This window comes from Phytobacter diazotrophicus (assembly GCF_052061655.1).
Taxonomy (GTDB): Bacteria; Pseudomonadota; Gammaproteobacteria; order Enterobacterales; family Enterobacteriaceae; genus Phytobacter; species Phytobacter diazotrophicus.
Map to the genome: position 1 here is coordinate 2,138,342 of NZ_CM125428.1, position 17,544 is coordinate 2,155,885.

18 protein-coding genes are annotated in these 17,544 nt (G+C 50.6%); 11 read left to right on the forward strand and 7 right to left on the reverse strand.

Annotation, left to right across the window (positions count from 1 at the left end):
* Positions 1–3 precede the first annotated feature (3 nt).
* The gene (gene csgD / locus ACS0RQ_RS10460; protein WP_271849098.1) at positions 4–654 is read right to left on the reverse strand and encodes a biofilm master transcriptional regulator CsgD; all 651 of its coding nucleotides are present in this window, start codon (positions 652–654) and stop codon (positions 4–6) included.
* Positions 655–1,418: 764 nt separating this feature from the next.
* On the opposite strand from csgD, the gene csgB reads away from it, so the two are divergent.
* The 6 genes from csgB (at position 1,419) to ACS0RQ_RS10490 (ending at position 5,582) form a co-directional block, all read left to right on the forward strand.
* Complete coding sequence (csgB, locus tag ACS0RQ_RS10465) at positions 1,419–1,874, forward strand: curli minor subunit CsgB (RefSeq protein WP_271849097.1); 456 nt, start codon at positions 1,419–1,421, stop codon at positions 1,872–1,874.
* Between the two features lie 40 nt (positions 1,875–1,914).
* Positions 1,915–2,358, forward strand: a complete 444-nt coding sequence (csgA, locus tag ACS0RQ_RS10470) for a curli major subunit CsgA (RefSeq protein WP_041851773.1) — start codon at positions 1,915–1,917, stop codon at positions 2,356–2,358.
* A gap of 56 nt (positions 2,359–2,414) precedes the next feature.
* On the forward strand, positions 2,415–2,744 hold the full coding sequence (gene csgC / locus ACS0RQ_RS10475) for a curli assembly chaperone CsgC (protein WP_110296067.1): 330 nt from the start codon (positions 2,415–2,417) through the stop codon (positions 2,742–2,744).
* A 157-nt stretch (positions 2,745–2,901) separates the two neighbouring features.
* Positions 2,902–3,213: a YmdA family protein gene (locus ACS0RQ_RS10480; protein WP_271849096.1), complete on the forward strand. Its 312-nt coding sequence runs from the start codon at positions 2,902–2,904 to the stop codon at positions 3,211–3,213.
* 104 nt (positions 3,214–3,317) lie between these two features.
* Positions 3,318–3,866, forward strand: a complete 549-nt coding sequence (ymdB, locus tag ACS0RQ_RS10485; protein WP_271849095.1) for an O-acetyl-ADP-ribose deacetylase — start codon at positions 3,318–3,320, stop codon at positions 3,864–3,866.
* A 231-nt stretch (positions 3,867–4,097) separates the two neighbouring features.
* A complete protein-coding gene (locus ACS0RQ_RS10490; protein WP_334634602.1) occupies positions 4,098–5,582 on the forward strand; it encodes a phospholipase D family protein in 1,485 nt (494 codons plus the stop codon).
* Positions 5,583–5,604: 22 nt separating this feature from the next.
* Here ACS0RQ_RS10490 and mdoC read toward each other — a convergent pair whose 3' ends face one another.
* Positions 5,605–6,753 carry a glucans biosynthesis protein MdoC gene (mdoC, locus tag ACS0RQ_RS10495; RefSeq protein WP_271849093.1) on the reverse strand — a complete coding sequence of 383 codons (1,149 nt, stop codon included), beginning with the start codon at positions 6,751–6,753 and terminating at the stop codon, positions 5,605–5,607.
* A gap of 273 nt (positions 6,754–7,026) precedes the next feature.
* On the opposite strand from mdoC, the gene mdoG reads away from it, so the two are divergent.
* The 4 genes from mdoG to ACS0RQ_RS10515 all read left to right on the forward strand — a co-directional run bounded on the left by mdoG (position 7,027) and on the right by ACS0RQ_RS10515 (position 12,096).
* Complete coding sequence (mdoG, locus tag ACS0RQ_RS10500) at positions 7,027–8,562, forward strand: glucans biosynthesis protein MdoG (protein ID WP_103245499.1); 1,536 nt, start codon at positions 7,027–7,029, stop codon at positions 8,560–8,562.
* A complete protein-coding gene (mdoH, locus tag ACS0RQ_RS10505) occupies positions 8,555–11,083 on the forward strand; it encodes a glucans biosynthesis glucosyltransferase MdoH (RefSeq protein ID WP_271849092.1) in 2,529 nt (842 codons plus the stop codon). The genes mdoG and mdoH overlap by 8 nt, the downstream gene beginning before the upstream one ends.
* A gap of 190 nt (positions 11,084–11,273) precedes the next feature.
* Entirely contained in the window at positions 11,274–11,732 is a 459-nt protein-coding gene (gene tnpA, locus ACS0RQ_RS10510; RefSeq protein WP_038918153.1) for an IS200/IS605 family transposase, read from the forward strand.
* A 160-nt stretch (positions 11,733–11,892) separates the two neighbouring features.
* Positions 11,893–12,096 (forward strand): YceK/YidQ family lipoprotein, encoded by a 204-nt coding sequence (locus ACS0RQ_RS10515; RefSeq protein ID WP_233473607.1) that lies wholly within the window; start codon positions 11,893–11,895, stop codon positions 12,094–12,096.
* Here ACS0RQ_RS10515 and ACS0RQ_RS10520 read toward each other — a convergent pair whose 3' ends face one another.
* The 3 genes from ACS0RQ_RS10520 to ACS0RQ_RS10530 form a co-directional block, all read right to left on the reverse strand.
* Positions 12,097–12,471 (reverse strand): MysB family protein, encoded by a 375-nt coding sequence (locus ACS0RQ_RS10520; protein WP_271849091.1) that lies wholly within the window; start codon positions 12,469–12,471, stop codon positions 12,097–12,099.
* Between the two features lie 94 nt (positions 12,472–12,565).
* Positions 12,566–13,798 carry a multidrug efflux MFS transporter MdtG gene (gene mdtG, locus ACS0RQ_RS10525; protein ID WP_271849090.1) on the reverse strand — a complete coding sequence of 411 codons (1,233 nt, stop codon included), beginning with the start codon at positions 13,796–13,798 and terminating at the stop codon, positions 12,566–12,568.
* A gap of 149 nt (positions 13,799–13,947) precedes the next feature.
* Positions 13,948–14,868: a Kdo(2)-lipid IV(A) acyltransferase gene (locus ACS0RQ_RS10530; protein WP_041851764.1), complete on the reverse strand. Its 921-nt coding sequence runs from the start codon at positions 14,866–14,868 to the stop codon at positions 13,948–13,950.
* 217 nt (positions 14,869–15,085) lie between these two features.
* Here ACS0RQ_RS10530 and trhO point away from each other — a divergent pair, with 217 nt between their 5' ends.
* Positions 15,086–16,135 (forward strand): oxygen-dependent tRNA uridine(34) hydroxylase TrhO, encoded by a 1,050-nt coding sequence (trhO, locus tag ACS0RQ_RS10535; protein WP_271849089.1) that lies wholly within the window; start codon positions 15,086–15,088, stop codon positions 16,133–16,135.
* Between the two features lie 90 nt (positions 16,136–16,225).
* Here the strand turns inward: trhO and ACS0RQ_RS10540 are convergent, their stop codons facing one another.
* Complete coding sequence (locus ACS0RQ_RS10540; RefSeq protein ID WP_271849088.1) at positions 16,226–16,801, reverse strand: YceI family protein; 576 nt, start codon at positions 16,799–16,801, stop codon at positions 16,226–16,228.
* 1 nt (position 16,802) lies between these two features.
* Complete coding sequence (locus tag ACS0RQ_RS10545) at positions 16,803–17,369, reverse strand: cytochrome b (protein WP_271849087.1); 567 nt, start codon at positions 17,367–17,369, stop codon at positions 16,803–16,805.
* Positions 17,370–17,544 lie beyond the last annotated feature (175 nt).

Below are 17,544 nucleotides of genomic sequence, written 5' to 3' on the forward strand. Positions count from 1 at the left end.
GCATTAACGCCTGAGATTATCGTTGGCCCAGGAGACTGCCTGAGTTCGGTTTTTAACCGCTATCTTTTTGAAAAGATTATAAAGATGCGTTTTTACCGTATTCTCGCTGATAAACAGAGAGCGGGCGATTTCAATGTTGGATGCGCCAATGCGCAGCTTATTCAAAATCTCTTTTTCTCTGTGGGTCAGCAACGCCGACTCCGAGCTGCTGTAACGATAATTTCCAGAGTGGGTAATTAAGTAACTGGCAAGCTTTTGTGAAAAGTAACACTCGCCGCGCTGGATCCCTTGTAATCCCTCAACCATGCGGGATTCATCTTCCGAGACGTAAAATACCCCATTGATATGCGGCCAGTTTTCGATTTCACGGAACGGATATTCATCCGGCGTATTCATTAACAACAACTTTAAGTTATTGTTTTTTCTGGATAAAATGTCCTGCCAGTATTGAATGATTTTCTTATCCGCCTCCATCATATCGAATAACACCAGACAATCGCCGGGAATATCATCCAGCGAGCGTTGAATATTATGCAATTTTCCTGTCATCGACAGAGAATGTTTCAGATGCTGCAACAAGGCTGTTGCCTGCAAGGAGGGTTTGGTAATTAACAACAGTACATGATTGTACGAACTTTGGACTTCACTGAACATGATGAAACCCCGCGTTTAGGACATCCGCAGCTTCCCCACCGAAAGGTGGGGAACCAGAGGTACTGACAGATGTTGTGTTGCTGTGTGTAGTAATAAATACTTAATCCCTAACAATTAAGGGAAATTAATAAATCTAAATGAGTGCTGCTAATTCCAATCTAGTCATTGCCATTCTTAAAGCAAGTGTTAAACATGTAACGTAATGTAAAAATAAATATTAAAATATTTCTCATGAGTTTTTTTATTGTTTATTTTTGATAGGTAAGTTGTACACGGAATCATACTTGCACACATTTAAAAAATCATACAAATTAATATATGTTATTGTGTTTATTGCATATTTATAGTGGTTAAAAAGTAGTATTGTTCATGCCATTACAAAGATTTTGGTATGAGAGGTGATGTCCAATTTGTGCAGCGAAAAAAATGAAGCATTGTGAAGGTCGAACGAAAAAATGTTATCTCCTTCGCAGAACATACTTACTGATTACTTCGTTACAACCAAATTGTTATAAGCAAACCCATCTGTTTAAAATGGTTTAAATACACTCTCTATATACGCATGACTGTAACAGTGTGAATATTCATACTTTGGTATTAATTAGAGAGCAAAAAATACGAATCACGGGTGAGATATTTTATTTTACGACCTGACCATACTGATTTCCGTAACGCAGCGTTAACAAATTAATTGAGTGTGTTATCGCCAGCGGAACAGATATTTGAGCTTTTTTTTAATAAACGACCAGGTCCAGGGTGACAACATGAAAAACAAGTTGTTATTTATGATGTTAACAATGCTGGGTGCACCTGGGTTCGCCGCCGCTGCAGGTTATGATATGGCAGGTTCGGAATATAACCTGGCGGTGAATGAATTAAGTGCCGCCGCCTACAATAAAGCGGCCATTATTGGTCAATCCGGTGCAAATAACAACGCACAAATTAATCAAACTGGCTCGAAGTTATTGTCAGTTATTTCCCAGAACGGTGGGAGCAATTCGGCAAAAATTGACCAGTCAGGAGCATATAACCTTGCATATATCGATCAGTCAGGCAGTGCTAATGACGCGAATATTACGCAAGGCGCTTACGGCAACACCGCAATGATTATCCAAAAAGGGTCGGGTAACAGGGCGAGTATTACTCAGTACGGTACACAGAAAACAGCAGTCGTTGTCCAGAGACAGTCGCAAATGGACATACGCGTTATACAACGTTGATGTCATTGTGGCTTTAAAATCAATCCGATGGGGGTTTACCATGAAACTTTTCAAAGTGGCAGCAGTAGCAGCGATCGTCGTTTCAGCCAGCGCTTTTGCAGGCAGCGTCCCGCAGTTCTCAGGTCATGGCGGCCATAACTATGGCGGTCCGGATTCAGAACTGAGTATCTACCAGACCGGTAGCAGCAACTCCGCGCTGGCACTGCAATCCGATGCTCGCGATTCTACAACAACAATTCGTCAGAATGGCTCAAGCAACGGTGCTGATGTTGGCCAGGGTTCTGATGACAGCACCATCAGCCTGTCACAAAATGGTTTCCATAACAGCGCAACTATTGACCAGTGGAACAGCAGAGATTCTACAATTTCTGTCAGCCAGTATGGTGGTGGCAACGGCGCGTTGGTTAACCAGACTGCTTCTGGCTCTACCGTGAACGTCCATCAGGTTGGTTTCGGCAATAACGCCACTGCCAACCAGTACTAACAGACATATCATTTGAAGAAACAGGGCTACGGCCCTGTTTCTTTTTGGGAGGCGTTATGAATACGTTGTTATTACTTGCCGCGCTGTCCAGCCAGATTACCTTTGACACGACCCGTGTCGGCGATATGTATACGATTACCCCACAGGTTTTACTCACCGAAAATTGCCTCTGTCAGGTGCAGATTCTGGCAACGCGACAAGGTGAGGGCGGTCAGAGTCGCACCCAGCAACGCAAGACAGTTCAATTTATCGCGAATCAACCAACATCGCTGATGCGCTTAAGCATGAATATTGAAGCGCAGGATAGTGTCGACATCGTGGTGACCGTTACGGATGGCCAGTCAGTGAATTTGTCTCAGCGCTGGACATCACAACAAACGCTGTAACCTATTAATTTAATGAATGTTTCTCAAAAAATAGTTTGTTTCATGTCTGTTAAATTTGGTGAATTAATGTATAAATAAAGTTGGCATCTTGTTTTAACAGGTGTCTGTGCGGTGCCTCTCTCACCACCTGCAAAGACCACTCATTATTGAGGTATATATGTCAGCTTCCAGCATGCTGCTTGTTCCAGCAGCTCTTTTCTCTGCCGCCGTGTGCAGCTCTGTTGCGATGGCGGCGACCGGCGGTGTTATCTATTTTGAAGGCGCCGTTGTCGAAACCCCGTGCGATATCCGTGTCGACACTCACCGTGCGACGGTGGCATGTGACCGTCAGGGACAGGCGAAAACCCAACAATTCTCCCTGAAAAACCTTGTCCAGGAGCAGAGTGGCTTCGACAACCTTGTGACAATGAAAATTAACTACCTCAACCCCGCGCATACCCTGGCTGTAATGGACATCACCTATAACTGATCTTTTTACAGGCCCAATATGCGAAATAATGCAGACTGGGCCTGATCAATTTTCATACCTGGCTGCGCTACACTTGAGAGAAGAGAAAGCCACGAGGCAGAAACATGCAAGCGACAATGCAGGTTATTCAGGGGGATATCACCACCGTCAGCGTGGATGTTATCGTTAATGCGGCGAATTCATCACTGCTCGGCGGTGGTGGGGTGGATGGTGCCATTCATCGTGCGGCTGGTCCGGCATTGCTGGAGGCCTGTCGGCGTGTACGTCAGGAGCAAGGAGATTGCCCGCCTGGACATGCGGTGATCACCACAGCCGGAAATTTACCCGCAAAAGCCGTAGTGCATACTGTCGGTCCGGTATGGCATGGCGGAGATGACCATGATGTTCACCTGCTGAAAGATGCCTATCGCAACAGCCTGATGCTGGCCGAAGCCAATAACTACGAATCCATTGCTTTCCCGGCGATCAGCACTGGCGTCTATGGTTATCCGAAAGCTGCCGCCGCAGAAATCGCCATTAATACCGTCGAGGCATTTCTGACTGACCATCCGCAAATACGTCGGGTGGTGTTTGTCTGCTTTGATGAGGAAAATGCCGGGCTGTATCAGCGACTACTGACACAGCGTGGAACGCTGACGAAAGCTGGAGGATAAAATGACGGCAGGTTGCTGATTATCGCCTTTACGAAAACCATTCTGGTCATGGTATGCGGCTCGGATAGCCGCGCTTTATGGAAAACGGGATGGCCAGTGCATCGTTACGATACTTTTCCTTTTACAGACCCATTTTCTTGTTAATGAACGCAGGCGTAGAACGCCTGCGGCGATGCGTTTCGGATTATCTACCCCACCAGACGCGGCTCGGGCAGATATACTTTGACAGCTATGACAATAAAAATATTCGATGAACCTGATTTCCCCTCACAAGAGCCTGCGACCCCGCCGCCAGATACGCGGTTAGGACGGGCTGTCACGCCGTTGTGCGCGGGTCACCCTGGCCTGTGCGGTCTGGTGGCGCTTGATGACAGCCTGGATGCTTTTGTGGCGCGTTATCGCCTGGCGGAAATGGCCCAGCGAACCCTGGATGTGCAGTATTATATCTGGGAGGATGACATGTCCGGGCGGCTGCTGTTACTTGCGCTCGTGGAGGCTGCGGATCGCGGTGTTCACGTCCGGTTGCTGCTTGATGACAACAATACGCTTGGCATGGATGATGTTTTACGCCAGCTTGACGCCCATCCGCATATTGAGGTTCGCCTGTTCAATCCCTTCTCATTTCGCACGTTACGAGCACTGGGATATCTTACCGATTTTGCGCGCCTCAACCGTCGTATGCACAATAAAAGTTTTACTGCGGATGGTGTGGTGACGCTGGTCGGTGGCCGCAACGTCGGAGATGCCTACTTTGGTGCCGGGGAAGAGCCATTATTTACCGACCTTGATGTTATGGCGATAGGCCCGGTGGTGCGTGATGTCAGCGACGATTTTTCCCGCTACTGGCACTCTGAGTCCGTGTCGCCGCTGCATGCGGTGTTGGATTTGCCACGCGAAGAGATCGCCGGGCGCATCCGTTTGCCGGAGTCCTGGTATCAGGATATCACCGTAGTGCGCTACCGGAACAAACTGGAATCTACCCCTTTTGCCAGTCAGCTCGAGTCCGGTACGCTCCCCATAGTCTGGGCGAAGACCCGGCTACTGAGCGATGACCCGCGTAAAGGGCAGGGCAAAGCACGTACGCATACCTTGTTACCGGAGCGTCTGAATAATGTGATGGGTACGCCGGAACGGCAGGTGGATATTATCTCGGCCTATTTTGTTCCAGGACGTCGGGGGGTTGCCCAGCTTATTCGTCTGGCGCGCAAAGGTGTCAGTATCGCTATTCTTACAAATTCTCTGGCGGCGAACGACGTCTCAGTGGTTCATGCGGGCTATGCGCGCTGGCGCAAGAAGCTGCTTCGCCACGGAATAGAACTGTATGAACTTAAGCCAACCCGTGATGAGGCACACCCGGTCCATGATCGTGGGCTGACCGGGAATTCCGGCTCCAGTTTGCATGCCAAGACATTCAGTATCGACGGTGAAAAAGTCTTTATCGGATCGTTTAATTTTGACCCGCGCTCGGCCATGCTGAACACCGAGATGGGTTTTGTGATCGACAGCGCCGATCTGGCGCAACGGATTCACCATCGTTTTTTGCGCAGTCAGCGTGCGGCAGCCTGGCAACTACGCCTTGATCGCTGGGGACGTATTAACTGGGTGGAGTTGCAAAACGGCAAGGAGACGGTATTGAAAAAAGAACCGCAGACGCGGTTCTGGCAACGGATGCTGGTACGACTGGCGTCACGCCTGCCGGTTGAGTGGCTGCTCTGATTTTCAGGCAGTCACACTGCGATTAACGCGCTGTCGCATGAGTGTTGCTGGTTTTACCTTCCGGCTTACCCGAGAAGAGGAAACGCAGCACCGGAATACGCAGGTGTGCTTCATAGAGCAGTAGCGCAGAACCAATGACAAACACCAGGCCGGTGGTAAATCCAAGCAAGTTAGAGTGAATGTGTGGGGTTATCCACGCACCGAACAGCAGCGTTAACGGATGATGTACCAGATAGATAAACAGCGATGCGTTAACGAAATAGCTCACGCGGGCAGACTGGAAATTCAGCATGCGATAGCCCAGCGAAAAGACCACATTCACCATCCATAAACCCAGCAGCATGGTAATCACCGATTCGGTTTCATACATCCAGCCATCACCGCTGCCATAACGTTGATTCAGCAGATAGGCGACGAAGCCGATAAGCGAAGCAACAAAACAGGCAGGGGAGGGGTTAATAAAGAGCGATTTGAGGCGCGGATTAATGAAGGTCAGCGCGCCCAGCAGGAAAAATGGGATATAAAACAGCGATTGCATGACGGCGAAATTGAACAGCGCGTCGCGCAATATATCAGGATAAATAATGAATACGAGTCGGCGGAATGCCGCGTAAATGATGCCGAATGCCAGAAACGCCAGGGAAAGTTTGCCCAGCGTAATGTTGTCGAGCAGACGGGCCGCATTGCTTTTAATTCTGCGGAACAGCCACATGCTGACCGTCGTGAGAACGACCAGTACCAGCAAAAACCAGAGATGAGAAATCAATTCCCACACCAGGGTGTTAAATTTGTCGTACAGCGATAACGTATGCCAGTCCTGCGCGCGTCCATTGACATATTGCAACATAATAAATTGCGGAAGCGTGAGCAGGGGAATGGCGGTCAGCATCGGGATACCAACGCGCTCGACGCGTACCGTCCACCAGCGTTGTAGCGGGTAGCGCAAATAAAGCATATAAGAGAAGTAGCCAGAAATGACGAAAAACACCTGCATACGGAAGGCGTGGATCGCGTCATTGAACAAGGTCAGCCACCACGAGGGGTGTGCGCTGTTCACGTGCCACATATGACTCGAATAAATCAGCGAAATGTGAAAGGGGATCCCAAGCAACATTAACCACGCGCGGATGGAATCAAGGAAATATTCACGTTGTGCGGGTATTCTGCTCATATGACTCCTTTAACTCTCAGACTTTTCGTCTTATCCATAAGACAAATAATGATTACATTCCTAATCAACCCTACACTATGACCGATAGACTGTCTCCAGGATAAGTACGCAAAACGATAAAGGGTTAGTTTCATTTGCTTATTCACTGAGCCAGCGCGCTGAACAAAGCGGGGATTCAGTTGTCGGAATGCCAAAGTTTCCATTAAAATGGATCGGATCGATTTAAGCACACAAAGGGGGAAGTGCTTAGTTATTATGAAACCTAAATTACGAATGATGAAAATGCGTTGGTTGGGTGCTGCGGTTCTGTTGTCACTTTATACGTCATCAGGCTGGGCTTTTTCCATTGATGATGTCGCAAAACAGGCACAATCCTTAGCAGGCAAAGGTTACGAAGCGCCAAAGAGCAATCTGCCGTCCGTATTCCGTGAGATGAAATATGCGGATTATCAGCAGATTCAATTCAACCATGATAAGGCCTACTGGAACGCCATTAATACCCCATTTAAGCTTGAATTTTATCACCAGGGCATGTACTTCGACACGCCGGTTGCTATCAATGAAGTGACTGCTACCGCTGTTCGCAAAATTAAATACAGCCCGGATTATTTTAACTTTGGCAACGTGCAGCACGATAAAGACACGGTCAAAGATCTCGGATTTGCCGGTTTCAAAGTCCTCTACCCCATTAATAATAAAGATAAAAACGATGAAATCGTCAGTATGCTGGGTGCCAGCTACTTCCGTGTGATTGGCGCAGGCCAGGTATATGGTCTTTCCGCCCGTGGTCTGGCGATCGACACGGCTTTACCGTCAGGGGAGGAGTTCCCTCACTTTAAAGAGTTCTGGATCGAACGTCCAAAACCGACGGATAAACGCCTGACCATTTTTGCACTGCTGGATTCCCCGCGTGCGACGGGCGCCTATCGTTTTGTGATTATTCCAGGGCGCGATACTGTCGTTGATGTGCAGTCTAAAGTCTATCTGCGTGACAAAGTGGGCAAATTGGGCGTAGCGCCGCTCACCAGTATGTTCCTGTTCGGGCCGTCGCAGCCGTCGCCTGCAACCAACTACCGTCCGGAATTGCATGATTCCAACGGCCTGTCGATGCTGGCCGGAAACGGCGAGTGGATTTGGCGTCCGCTGAATAACCCGAAACACCTGGCGGTAAGCAGTTATGCCATGGAAAACCCGCAGGGCTTTGGTCTGCTGCAGCGTGGTCGTCAGTTCTCCCGTTTTGAAGATATTGATGACCGCTACGACCTGCGTCCGAGCGCCTGGATCACTCCGAAAGGCGATTGGGGTAAAGGGAAGGTAGAGTTGGTGGAAATTCCGACCAACGACGAGACCAACGATAATATCGTCACTTACTGGACGCCGGATCAACTGCCGGAACCGGGTAAGGAGATGAATTTCAAATACACCATCACCTTTAGCCGCGATGAAGACAAGCTGCACGCGCCTGATAACGCATGGGTAATGCAGACCCGTCGCTCTACTGGCGATGTCAAACAATCCAACCTGATTCGTCAGCCGGATGGCACACAGGCTTTTGTGGTGGACTTCACCGGTCAGGATATGAAGCAACTGCCGAAAGACACCCCCGTCACCGCGCAGGCCAGTATCGGTGATAATGGCGAAATCGTTGAAAACACCGTTCGCTATAATCCTGTCACGCAAGGCTGGCGTTTAATGCTGCGCGTCAAGGTTAAAGATCCGAAGAAAACCACCGATATGCGTGCTGCGCTGGTCAATGGTGACAAGACCCTGAGTGAAACCTGGAGCTATCAGCTACCTTCCAATGAATAAGACAACTGAGTATATCGACGCGCTACCGCTTCCGGATGCGGAAAAGGCAGCGCTGCCGACAGAGAGTCTTCGTGCCGTGCATGAAGCCCTGGACGAGGAACGTCATAGCTGGACTCGTGATGATGATTCGCCGCTGGGTTCAGTGAAAGCGCGTCTTGAACACAGTTGGCCTGATTCCCTCGCGAAAGGTCAACTCGTTAAAGATGATGAAGGGCGTACACAACTGGAGGCAATGCCGAAAGCGAAGCGCTCATCAATGTTCCCTGATCCCTGGAGAACCAACCCGATTGGGCGTTTCTGGGATCGGCTGCGCGGTCGCGATGTTCAGCCGCGCTATATGTCGCGTTTGACGAAAGAAGAGCAGGCCAGCGAGCAAAAATGGCGTACGGTGGGTTCTATTCGCCGTTACATCCTGTTGCTGCTGACCCTGTCACAAACCGTGGTCGCTACCTGGTACATGAAGACCATCCTGCCTTACCAGGGCTGGGCGCTGATTAACCCGTCGGACATGGTGGGGCAGAATCTGTGGGTTTCCTTTATGCAGCTACTGCCGTATGTGCTGCAGACCGGGATCCTTATTCTGTTCGCCGTCCTGTTCTGTTGGGTGTCGGCCGGTTTCTGGACCGCGCTTATGGGCTTCTTACAGTTGCTGATAGGACGGGATAAATACAGTATCTCCGCTTCCACTGTCGGTGATGAGGCGCTCAACCCTGAGCACCGTACTGCGCTGATCATGCCTATCTGTAACGAAGACGTTGATCGCGTTTTTGCAGGCCTGCGTGCGACCTGGGAGTCGGTTAAGGCAACCGGTAACGGTGAGCATTTCGACGTTTACATCCTGAGTGATAGTTACAACCCGGACATCTGCGTTGCCGAGCAGAAAGCCTGGATGGAATTGATCGCCGAGGTGCAGGGCGAAGGGCAAATTTTCTACCGCCGCCGCCGCCGCCGCGTGAAACGTAAAAGCGGTAACATCGATGATTTCTGCCGTCGCTGGGGTAGCCAGTACAGTTACATGGTGGTGCTGGACGCCGACTCCGTGATGACCGGTGATTGTCTGACCGGGCTGGTGCGTTTGATGGAAGCGAACCCGAACGCGGGTATCATTCAGTCGTCGCCGAAAGCCTCTGGTATGGATACGCTCTACGCACGTTGTCAGCAGTTTGCGACACGCGTGTATGGCCCACTGTTCACTGCGGGTCTGCACTTCTGGCAGTTGGGGGAATCGCACTACTGGGGTCACAACGCGATTATCCGCGTGAAGCCGTTTATCGAGCACTGTGCGCTGGCACCGCTGCCGGGTGAAGGCTCCTTTGCCGGTTCGATTCTTTCGCATGACTTCGTAGAAGCCGCACTGATGCGTCGTGCGGGGTGGGGCGTCTGGATTGCCTATGACCTGCCAGGCTCTTACGAGGAACTGCCGCCGAACTTGCTTGATGAGCTTAAACGTGACCGCCGTTGGTGTCATGGCAACCTGATGAACTTCCGTCTGTTCCTCGTCAAGGGGATGCACCCGGTACACCGTGCGGTGTTCCTGACGGGGGTCATGTCCTACCTGTCCGCGCCGCTGTGGTTTATGTTCCTGGCCTTGTCGACTGCACTGCAGGTGGTACATGCATTAACGGAGCCACAGTACTTCCTGCAACCGCGTCAGCTCTTCCCGGTGTGGCCGCAGTGGCGCCCTGAACTGGCTATCGCGCTCTTTGCCTCAACAATGGTCCTGCTGTTTTTACCGAAACTGCTGAGTATCATTCTGGTGTGGTGCAAAGGGCCGAAAGAGTACGGTGGATTTGTGCGGGTGACGCTCTCCCTGCTGCTGGAAGTGCTGTTCTCTGTACTGCTGGCGCCGGTGCGTATGTTGTTTCACACGGTGTTCGTGGTCAGCGCATTCCTCGGCTGGGAAGTGGTCTGGAACTCACCGCAGCGTGACGATGATTCGACTCCGTGGGGCGAAGCCTTCATGCGCCACGGTTCTCAGCTTTTGCTGGGGCTGGTATGGGCAGTGGGTATGGCATGGCTGGATTTGCGCTTCCTGTTCTGGCTGGCGCCGATCGTCTTCTCGCTGATCCTCTCTCCGTTCGTGTCGGTCATTTCCAGTCGTTCAACGACGGGCCTGCGCACTAAGCGCTGGAAACTGTTCCTGATCCCGGAGGAGTACTCTCCGCCACAGGTGCTGGTAGACACCGACAAGTATCTGGAACTGAACCGTGGCCGTTCACTGGAAGATGGCTTTATGCACGCGGTGTTCAACCCGTCGTTTAACGCGCTGGCAACGGCAATGGCAACGGCACGTCACCGTAGCGGGCATATTCTGGAGATAGCCCGTGAGCGTCACGTTGAGCAGGCGCTGAACGAGACCCCGGATAAGCTTACCCGTGACCGTCGTCTGGTGCTGCTGAGTGACCCGGTTACTATGGCGCGCATGCACTACCGCGTATGGGCATCGCCTGAGAGATATCTCTCCTGGGTTAACTTTTATCAGGATGTGAAGCTTAATCCGCTTGCCCTGAAAACAAAGTAAGCCGACATTAAGGAAAATACCGGCCCCAGGGCCGGTATTTTTTTGTTGTCTATAGAAAACCCCCAGCTAGGCTGGGGGTTCCGGAAAGCTTTCAGCTTTAAGCCAGTTATTAAAACCCCTTTTGATTTGTTAAAACAGCTTGCGGTCTGGCAACTGCAAAAGTTCAACAAGAAATCAAAAGGGGGTCCCGATGGGGGACGAAAAGAGCTTAGCGCACACCCGATGGAACTGTAAATATCACATAGTTTTTGCGCCGAAATACCGAAGACAGGCGTTCTACGGAGAGAAACGTCTGGCGATAGGCAGCATTTTAAGAAAGCTGTGTGAGTGGAAAAACGTACGGATCCTGGAAGCTGAATGCTGTGCAGATCATATCCATATGCTTGTGGAAATCCCGCCCAAAATGAGCGTATCCGGCTTTATGGGATATCTGAAAGGGAAAAGCAGTCTGATGCTTTATGAGCAGTTTGGAGATCTGAAATTCAAATACAGGAACAGGGAGTTCTGGTGTCGGGGATACTACGTGGATACGGTAGGGAAGAACACAGCGAAGATACAGGAATACATAAAGCACCAGCTTGAAGAGGATAAAATGGGTGAGCAGTTGTCGATCCCTTATCCGGGCAGCCCGTTTACGGGCCGTAAGTAAGGAAGTTTGATGCAAATGTCAGATCGTATGCGCCTGTTAGGGCGCGGCTGGTAACAGAGCCTTACAGGCGCATCTGAAAAACCTCCGGCTATGCCGGAGGATATTTATTACGTAAATAATGTATGTGAGGTAGTCAGTGAGAATAGTCATTGTGGCGCTTATGGCATGTCTGCTGAGCGGATGTGGCAGCATCATCAGCCGGACGATCCCAGGCCAGGGGCATGGCAATCAGTACTACCCTGGTGTCAAATGGGATGTTCGCGACTCCGCATGGCGCTATGTCACCGTACTCGACCTGCCATTCTCGCTGGTGTTCGATACGCTCTTACTGCCCATTGACGCACATCATGGCCCGTACGAATAATTAACGCTCGTCCCACTCATCCGCAGCAGCCTGACCTTCTTCGGTATCAAGTGGAGGCTCAAGCTGGAATTCCCCTTCATCCCACTCGTGCAGCGTGTTCTCTTCCAGCCACTCCTGACGGAGCTCTATCTCATCAAATTCGCCATCAAACACACTTTGCGCGGCTTCGCCCGTTAACAATGGCAGACACTCGCCTTCCTCTTCATCTGTGGCGAAGAATTCTGCTTGCCACATAATGTCTCCATCCTGGAGAACGTATTTCTGGACGTTGAATTGCTGCACATTCGCATCTTCCTCCTCCACGCCTGGATTACTGGCGAGGAACTCTTCGCGAGCAGCGTCAATTGCTTCTTCGAGCGTAGCGTACATAGTCATAAGTTTCTCCCTGTGGTTTGACGAGGTATTCAGGGAAAGAATAGTTGAATATGAGGTTTTGCAAGTACCCGAACAAAAAAATCAGTCATCGGTGTTAATCATCAATGATCCGGTCAGCGACCCTCTGGCGCGCAGGACGTTGTAAACTGACCCAGGAGTAAAAGGCGTTAAACAGGACAATGCCCGCCGTGACGCAGAATACCGCACGAAAACTGTAGTTTGCCGAGACCGCCGCGCCGAGCAACGGGCCGGTCACGTTACCGATATCGCGGAATGACTGGTTGTAGCTGAATACGCGGCCTGCAATTTGTTGGGTCGTGTTATAGACGAGCAGCGTTTGTACCGCAGGCAGTAGCGCGCCATCAGCAGCACCGAGTAAAAAACGCAGTAGCCCAAGCTGCCACGGCGTTTGTACGAAGGCCATCGGTACCAGCAACAAGACAGAAATCAGCAGTGCGGCAACCAAAATCTTTTCCGGACCGATACGATCGCCCAGGCGGCCAAGTCGCGGTGCACTCATTAGTGCCGCCACGCCGGGAACCGACGCTATCATGCCGCTGATAAACGCGATATTACCGACATTACCTGCCAGTTCACGAACATAGAGCGTCAGGATAGGCGCGATAGACCCGGTTGCGACCTGGATTATCATCGTTGTGACAAACAGGCTTAGCACCAGGCGCGGACTTTTCAGTGAAGCTAAAACCTCTTTTGCGTGGAGCATCTCTTTTTTCGCCACCGGGGTGAAATTTTCCCGAATGCAAAAGAGTGTCAGCAAGAAGCAGATAAACAGAACTGAGGCGGTGATAAAAAAGACCATCCGCAGCCCATATACATCGGCCAGCAGACCGCCAGCCAACGGTCCAAGCAGTGCTCCGGCTACGCCGCCCGTCGATAATGTTCCCATCGCCCAACCACTGCGGTTTCGTGGCATCTGTGTCGCGATCAGCGCGTTGGCATTAGGTATAAAGCCGCCGAGTAAGCCGAGCAGCGCACGCAACACAAGAAATTGCCAGATATTTTGCGCAAAGCCCATCAGGGCCATGACAATCGCCATCCCGAGTGCAGAACGCAGGAGCATAATTTTACGACCTTTACGGTCAGCGAGGCCGCCCCAGAAGGGTGAAGCCATAGCGGAAAAAAGAAAGGTAATACTAAAGACCAGACCGGACCACATGTTGAGCGCGCTATGCCCGGTAACGCCAAGTAGCTCAACGTAGAGAGGCAAAAAAGGCATGACCAGACTAAATGCCGCGCCAGTTAAAAAACAGCCGACCCAGGCCACGGTCAGATTACGTTTCCAGTTTATGGGAGCAGGAGATGACATTACCGTTCACGTTACGCGTGTCACACGCGAAGAATTAGCGATTGAAAATAATAAGCCTGCTAATTATGCGCCTGGGTAATGACACCTGCAACGGAAAGCATGTGTAGAAATGCAACAAACATAGCCCGGCGTACCGGGCTAAGCCGGTGTTAATAGCGCGAAGGAACACCGTCCGGGCGGGTTTTGAAGCGACGATGCAGCCACATATATTGCTCCGGGGCCATCAGAATACAGCGCTCAACAACCTTATTCATCCAGGCGGCGGTCTCTTCTGCGGTCTCCAGCGGCGGGGTGGTTTCACCTTCCAGCATGATCAACTCATAACCTTTACCGTCCGGTTTACGACGTGGTACGAAAGGTACCAGGCAAGCTTTAGACATTTTCGCCAGCATCCAGGTACCTGTCGTGGTCGCGGTCTGCTCGACCGCGAAGAAGGGCACAAAGACACTGGAACGTGGGCCGTAGTCGTGATCTGGCGCGTACCAGACGACATCACCGCTTTTTAGCGCACGTACCATTCCTTTCAGGTCTTTACGATCAATCATCGTCTTGTTTGAGCGCAACCGTCCCCACGTTTGCAGCCAGTCAAGCAGTGGGTTGTCATTAGGGCGGTACACACCGATGCCCGGAATATGCATGCCGAAGACGCGGGCACCCAGTTCGAGCGTTAAAAAATGTACGCCAATCAGCAAAATGCCCTTACCTTCGGCGAAGTGCATTTTCGTATTGTCCATGCCCGTAACATCAACCCAGCGATTGATCCGGCTGTCCGGCCAGAACCACGCCATCCCGGTTTCCATCAACCCCATCCCAACAGATTCAAAGTTCTTTTTGACCATCTCCTGTCGCTCTTGCTCAGGCATCTGTGGAAAACAAAGCTCAAGGTTACGATGTGCGATACGGACGCGGCGCTTCATTAGGCGCATTGCCAGCCGCCCCATACCGCAACCCAGGCGATAGAGGACCGGATAAGGCAGTTGTACCACCAGCCACAACAGTCCAATTCCGCACCAGGTCAGCCAGTAACGCGGATGTAACAGTGACGGGGAAAATTTTGGTAAATGCGTCATATCGTTCCTTACTCAGCAAAAATCTCCTGCATTGTCGCATTTTTATCGAGTCAACCAAAACCTCTACCAGTTGAATGCGTAATTGCCAGGCTATTGTTATTGAAAGATGATTTTAATGAGGGAAATGTAGCGCAAATTGTGTGGATGTAAATTGCCACTCATTGCTTTATGATGCCGTCCGATTTTATTGACTACCGCATTGCAGGATACGTACACCATGCCAGTGTTACACAACCGCATCTCGAATGATGAACTGAAAGCGCGCATGCTTGCCGAAACCGAGCCGCGCAAGACCGTCTCATTCTATAAATATTTCTCCATCGTCAACCCGCAGGCCACCCGCGACATACTCTATACCGCCTTAACAAAGCTGAATGTGTTTGGTCGCGTATATTTAGCTCATGAAGGGATCAACGCGCAAATCAGCGTGCCGGAAAGTCAGTTCGAAGCGCTGAAAGCGTATCTGTACAATTTCGATCCTGCTCTGAATGGCCTGCGTATGAATATCGCCATTGATGATGATGGTAAATCATTCTGGGTTCTGCGCATGAAGGTGCGCGATCGCATTGTCGCGGATGGGATTGAGGATGCCTCGTTTAATGCCAGCGACGTGGGTGAATACCTGAAAGCCGCCGAAGTAAACGCAATGCTGGACGATCCGGAAGCGGTCTTTATCGACATGCGCAACCACTATGAATATGAAGTGGGCCATTTTGATGGTGCGCTGGAAATTCCTGCCGACACCTTCCGCGAGCAGTTGCCAAAGGCAGTCGACATGATGCAGGAACATAAAGACAAAAAGATTGTCATGTACTGCACCGGCGGGATCCGCTGCGAAAAAGCCAGCGCCTGGATGAAGCACAACGGTTTTAGCAAGGTCTGGCACATCGAAGGCGGGATCATTGAGTATGCCCGTCGCGCCCGTGAGCAGGGGTTGCCGGTACGCTTTATCGGTAAGAACTTTGTTTTCGATGAGCGTATGGGGGAGCGTATCTCTGATGATGTGATTGCCCATTGCCATCAGTGCGGTGTGCCTTGTGACAGCCATACTAACTGTGTGAGTGACGGCTGCCATTTGCTGTTTATTCAATGCCCATCGTGCGCTGAAAAGTTCAAAGGATGCTGTAGCGAAGCCTGTCTTGAAGAGAGCCAGTTGCCGGAAGAGGAACAGCGTAAGCGGCGAGCAGGGCGGGAAAACGGCAACAAGATTTTCAACAAATCACGCGGCCGTCTGAATACAAAACTCGGTATCCCGGACCCTGAGTAAAAGATTTTCGCCTGCGTAAGCAACAGGCTCGCAGGCGAATCATCAGGGGCGGATAACCATGTATGATCCGCCCCTGCTGCGTGCGTGGTTTTACTTCTGCTGTACGCCTTCCACCGAGATGATCAAATCGACCTCCTGAGATGCAGGACCAAGGTCGGTGGTGATATTAAAGTCTTTAAGTTTAATTTTCCCTTCTGCTTCAAAACCGGCGCGTTTGCCACCCCACGGATCATCACCCTTGCCCATCAGTTTGGCTTCCAGTTTCACTGGCTTAGTTACGCCGTTTAAGGTCAGATTGCCAGTGATATCCAGCTCATCACCGTCTTTTTTTACCTCAGTAGAGGTGAAGGTTGCCTGCGGGTGTTTCGTCACATTAAGGAATTCGCCACTGCGAAGGTGTTTGTCACGTTCCGCATGGTTGGTATCGACACTGTTGGTATTAATGGTGACGTTGACTTTATCGGCGGCAGGATTAGCCTCATCAAAAGTAAAAGAGCCGTCAAAATCTTTAAATGTGCCGTACAACCAGCTGTAACCGAGGTGCTGGATGCGGAAATTAATGAAGGCATGTTGGCCTTCTTTGTCGATTTTGTATTCCGCTGCCATCGCGGAACCCGCAGAGAACAGTAACGAAGCGAGGGTTAAACCCAGCAGGCTTTTCTTCATATCATACTCCAGAGTCAGATGACGATTTACCCAACATGCGCTTTAGGGTGTCGTCTTTATCGATGAAATGGTGTTTAAAAGCGGCAAGGCCGTGTAAGACCGATAGGATAACGACCGTCCATGCCAGCCACAGGTGAATATCTCCGGCAAGGTCTGCCTGCGAGCCCGCATCAGCAAAGGTGGCAGGCACTTCAAACAGACCAAAAACGCTGATGGGCTTGCCGTCAGCCGTGGAGATGAGGTAACCGCTGAACATGATGCCGAACAGCAGCAAATAAAGGGCGATATGTGCAACAACCGCGCTGACGCGGGTCAGTCGCGAGTAGCTTGCGAGTGGCGCGGGCGGTGGAGAGAGGCGACGCCAGATAAGGCGAACCACCAGTACCAGGATCAGGACAATGCCAATGCTTTTATGCAATTCGGGCGCCTGGTGGTACCAGCCATCATAGTAGCTGAGCGTGACCATCCATAAACCCAGTGCAAACATGCCATAGACTGTAATTGCGACCAGCCAGTGCAGGGCAACAGAAATTGCGCCATAGCGAAATGGAGAATTACGGAGTTGCATAATGTGAACCGCAAGAGTGTAAAAGTTAATTTAAAATGGCGTCAGAAAAATAATATTGCAACTTAAAAATAACAATTAATAATCTTATTTTTTCTATATCAAAAATTTTGAATTAAATATTAAAAATATGTTCAGTTCATTCGAGTGGATGGCGGTAATCAGAAGTTTTGTAGGG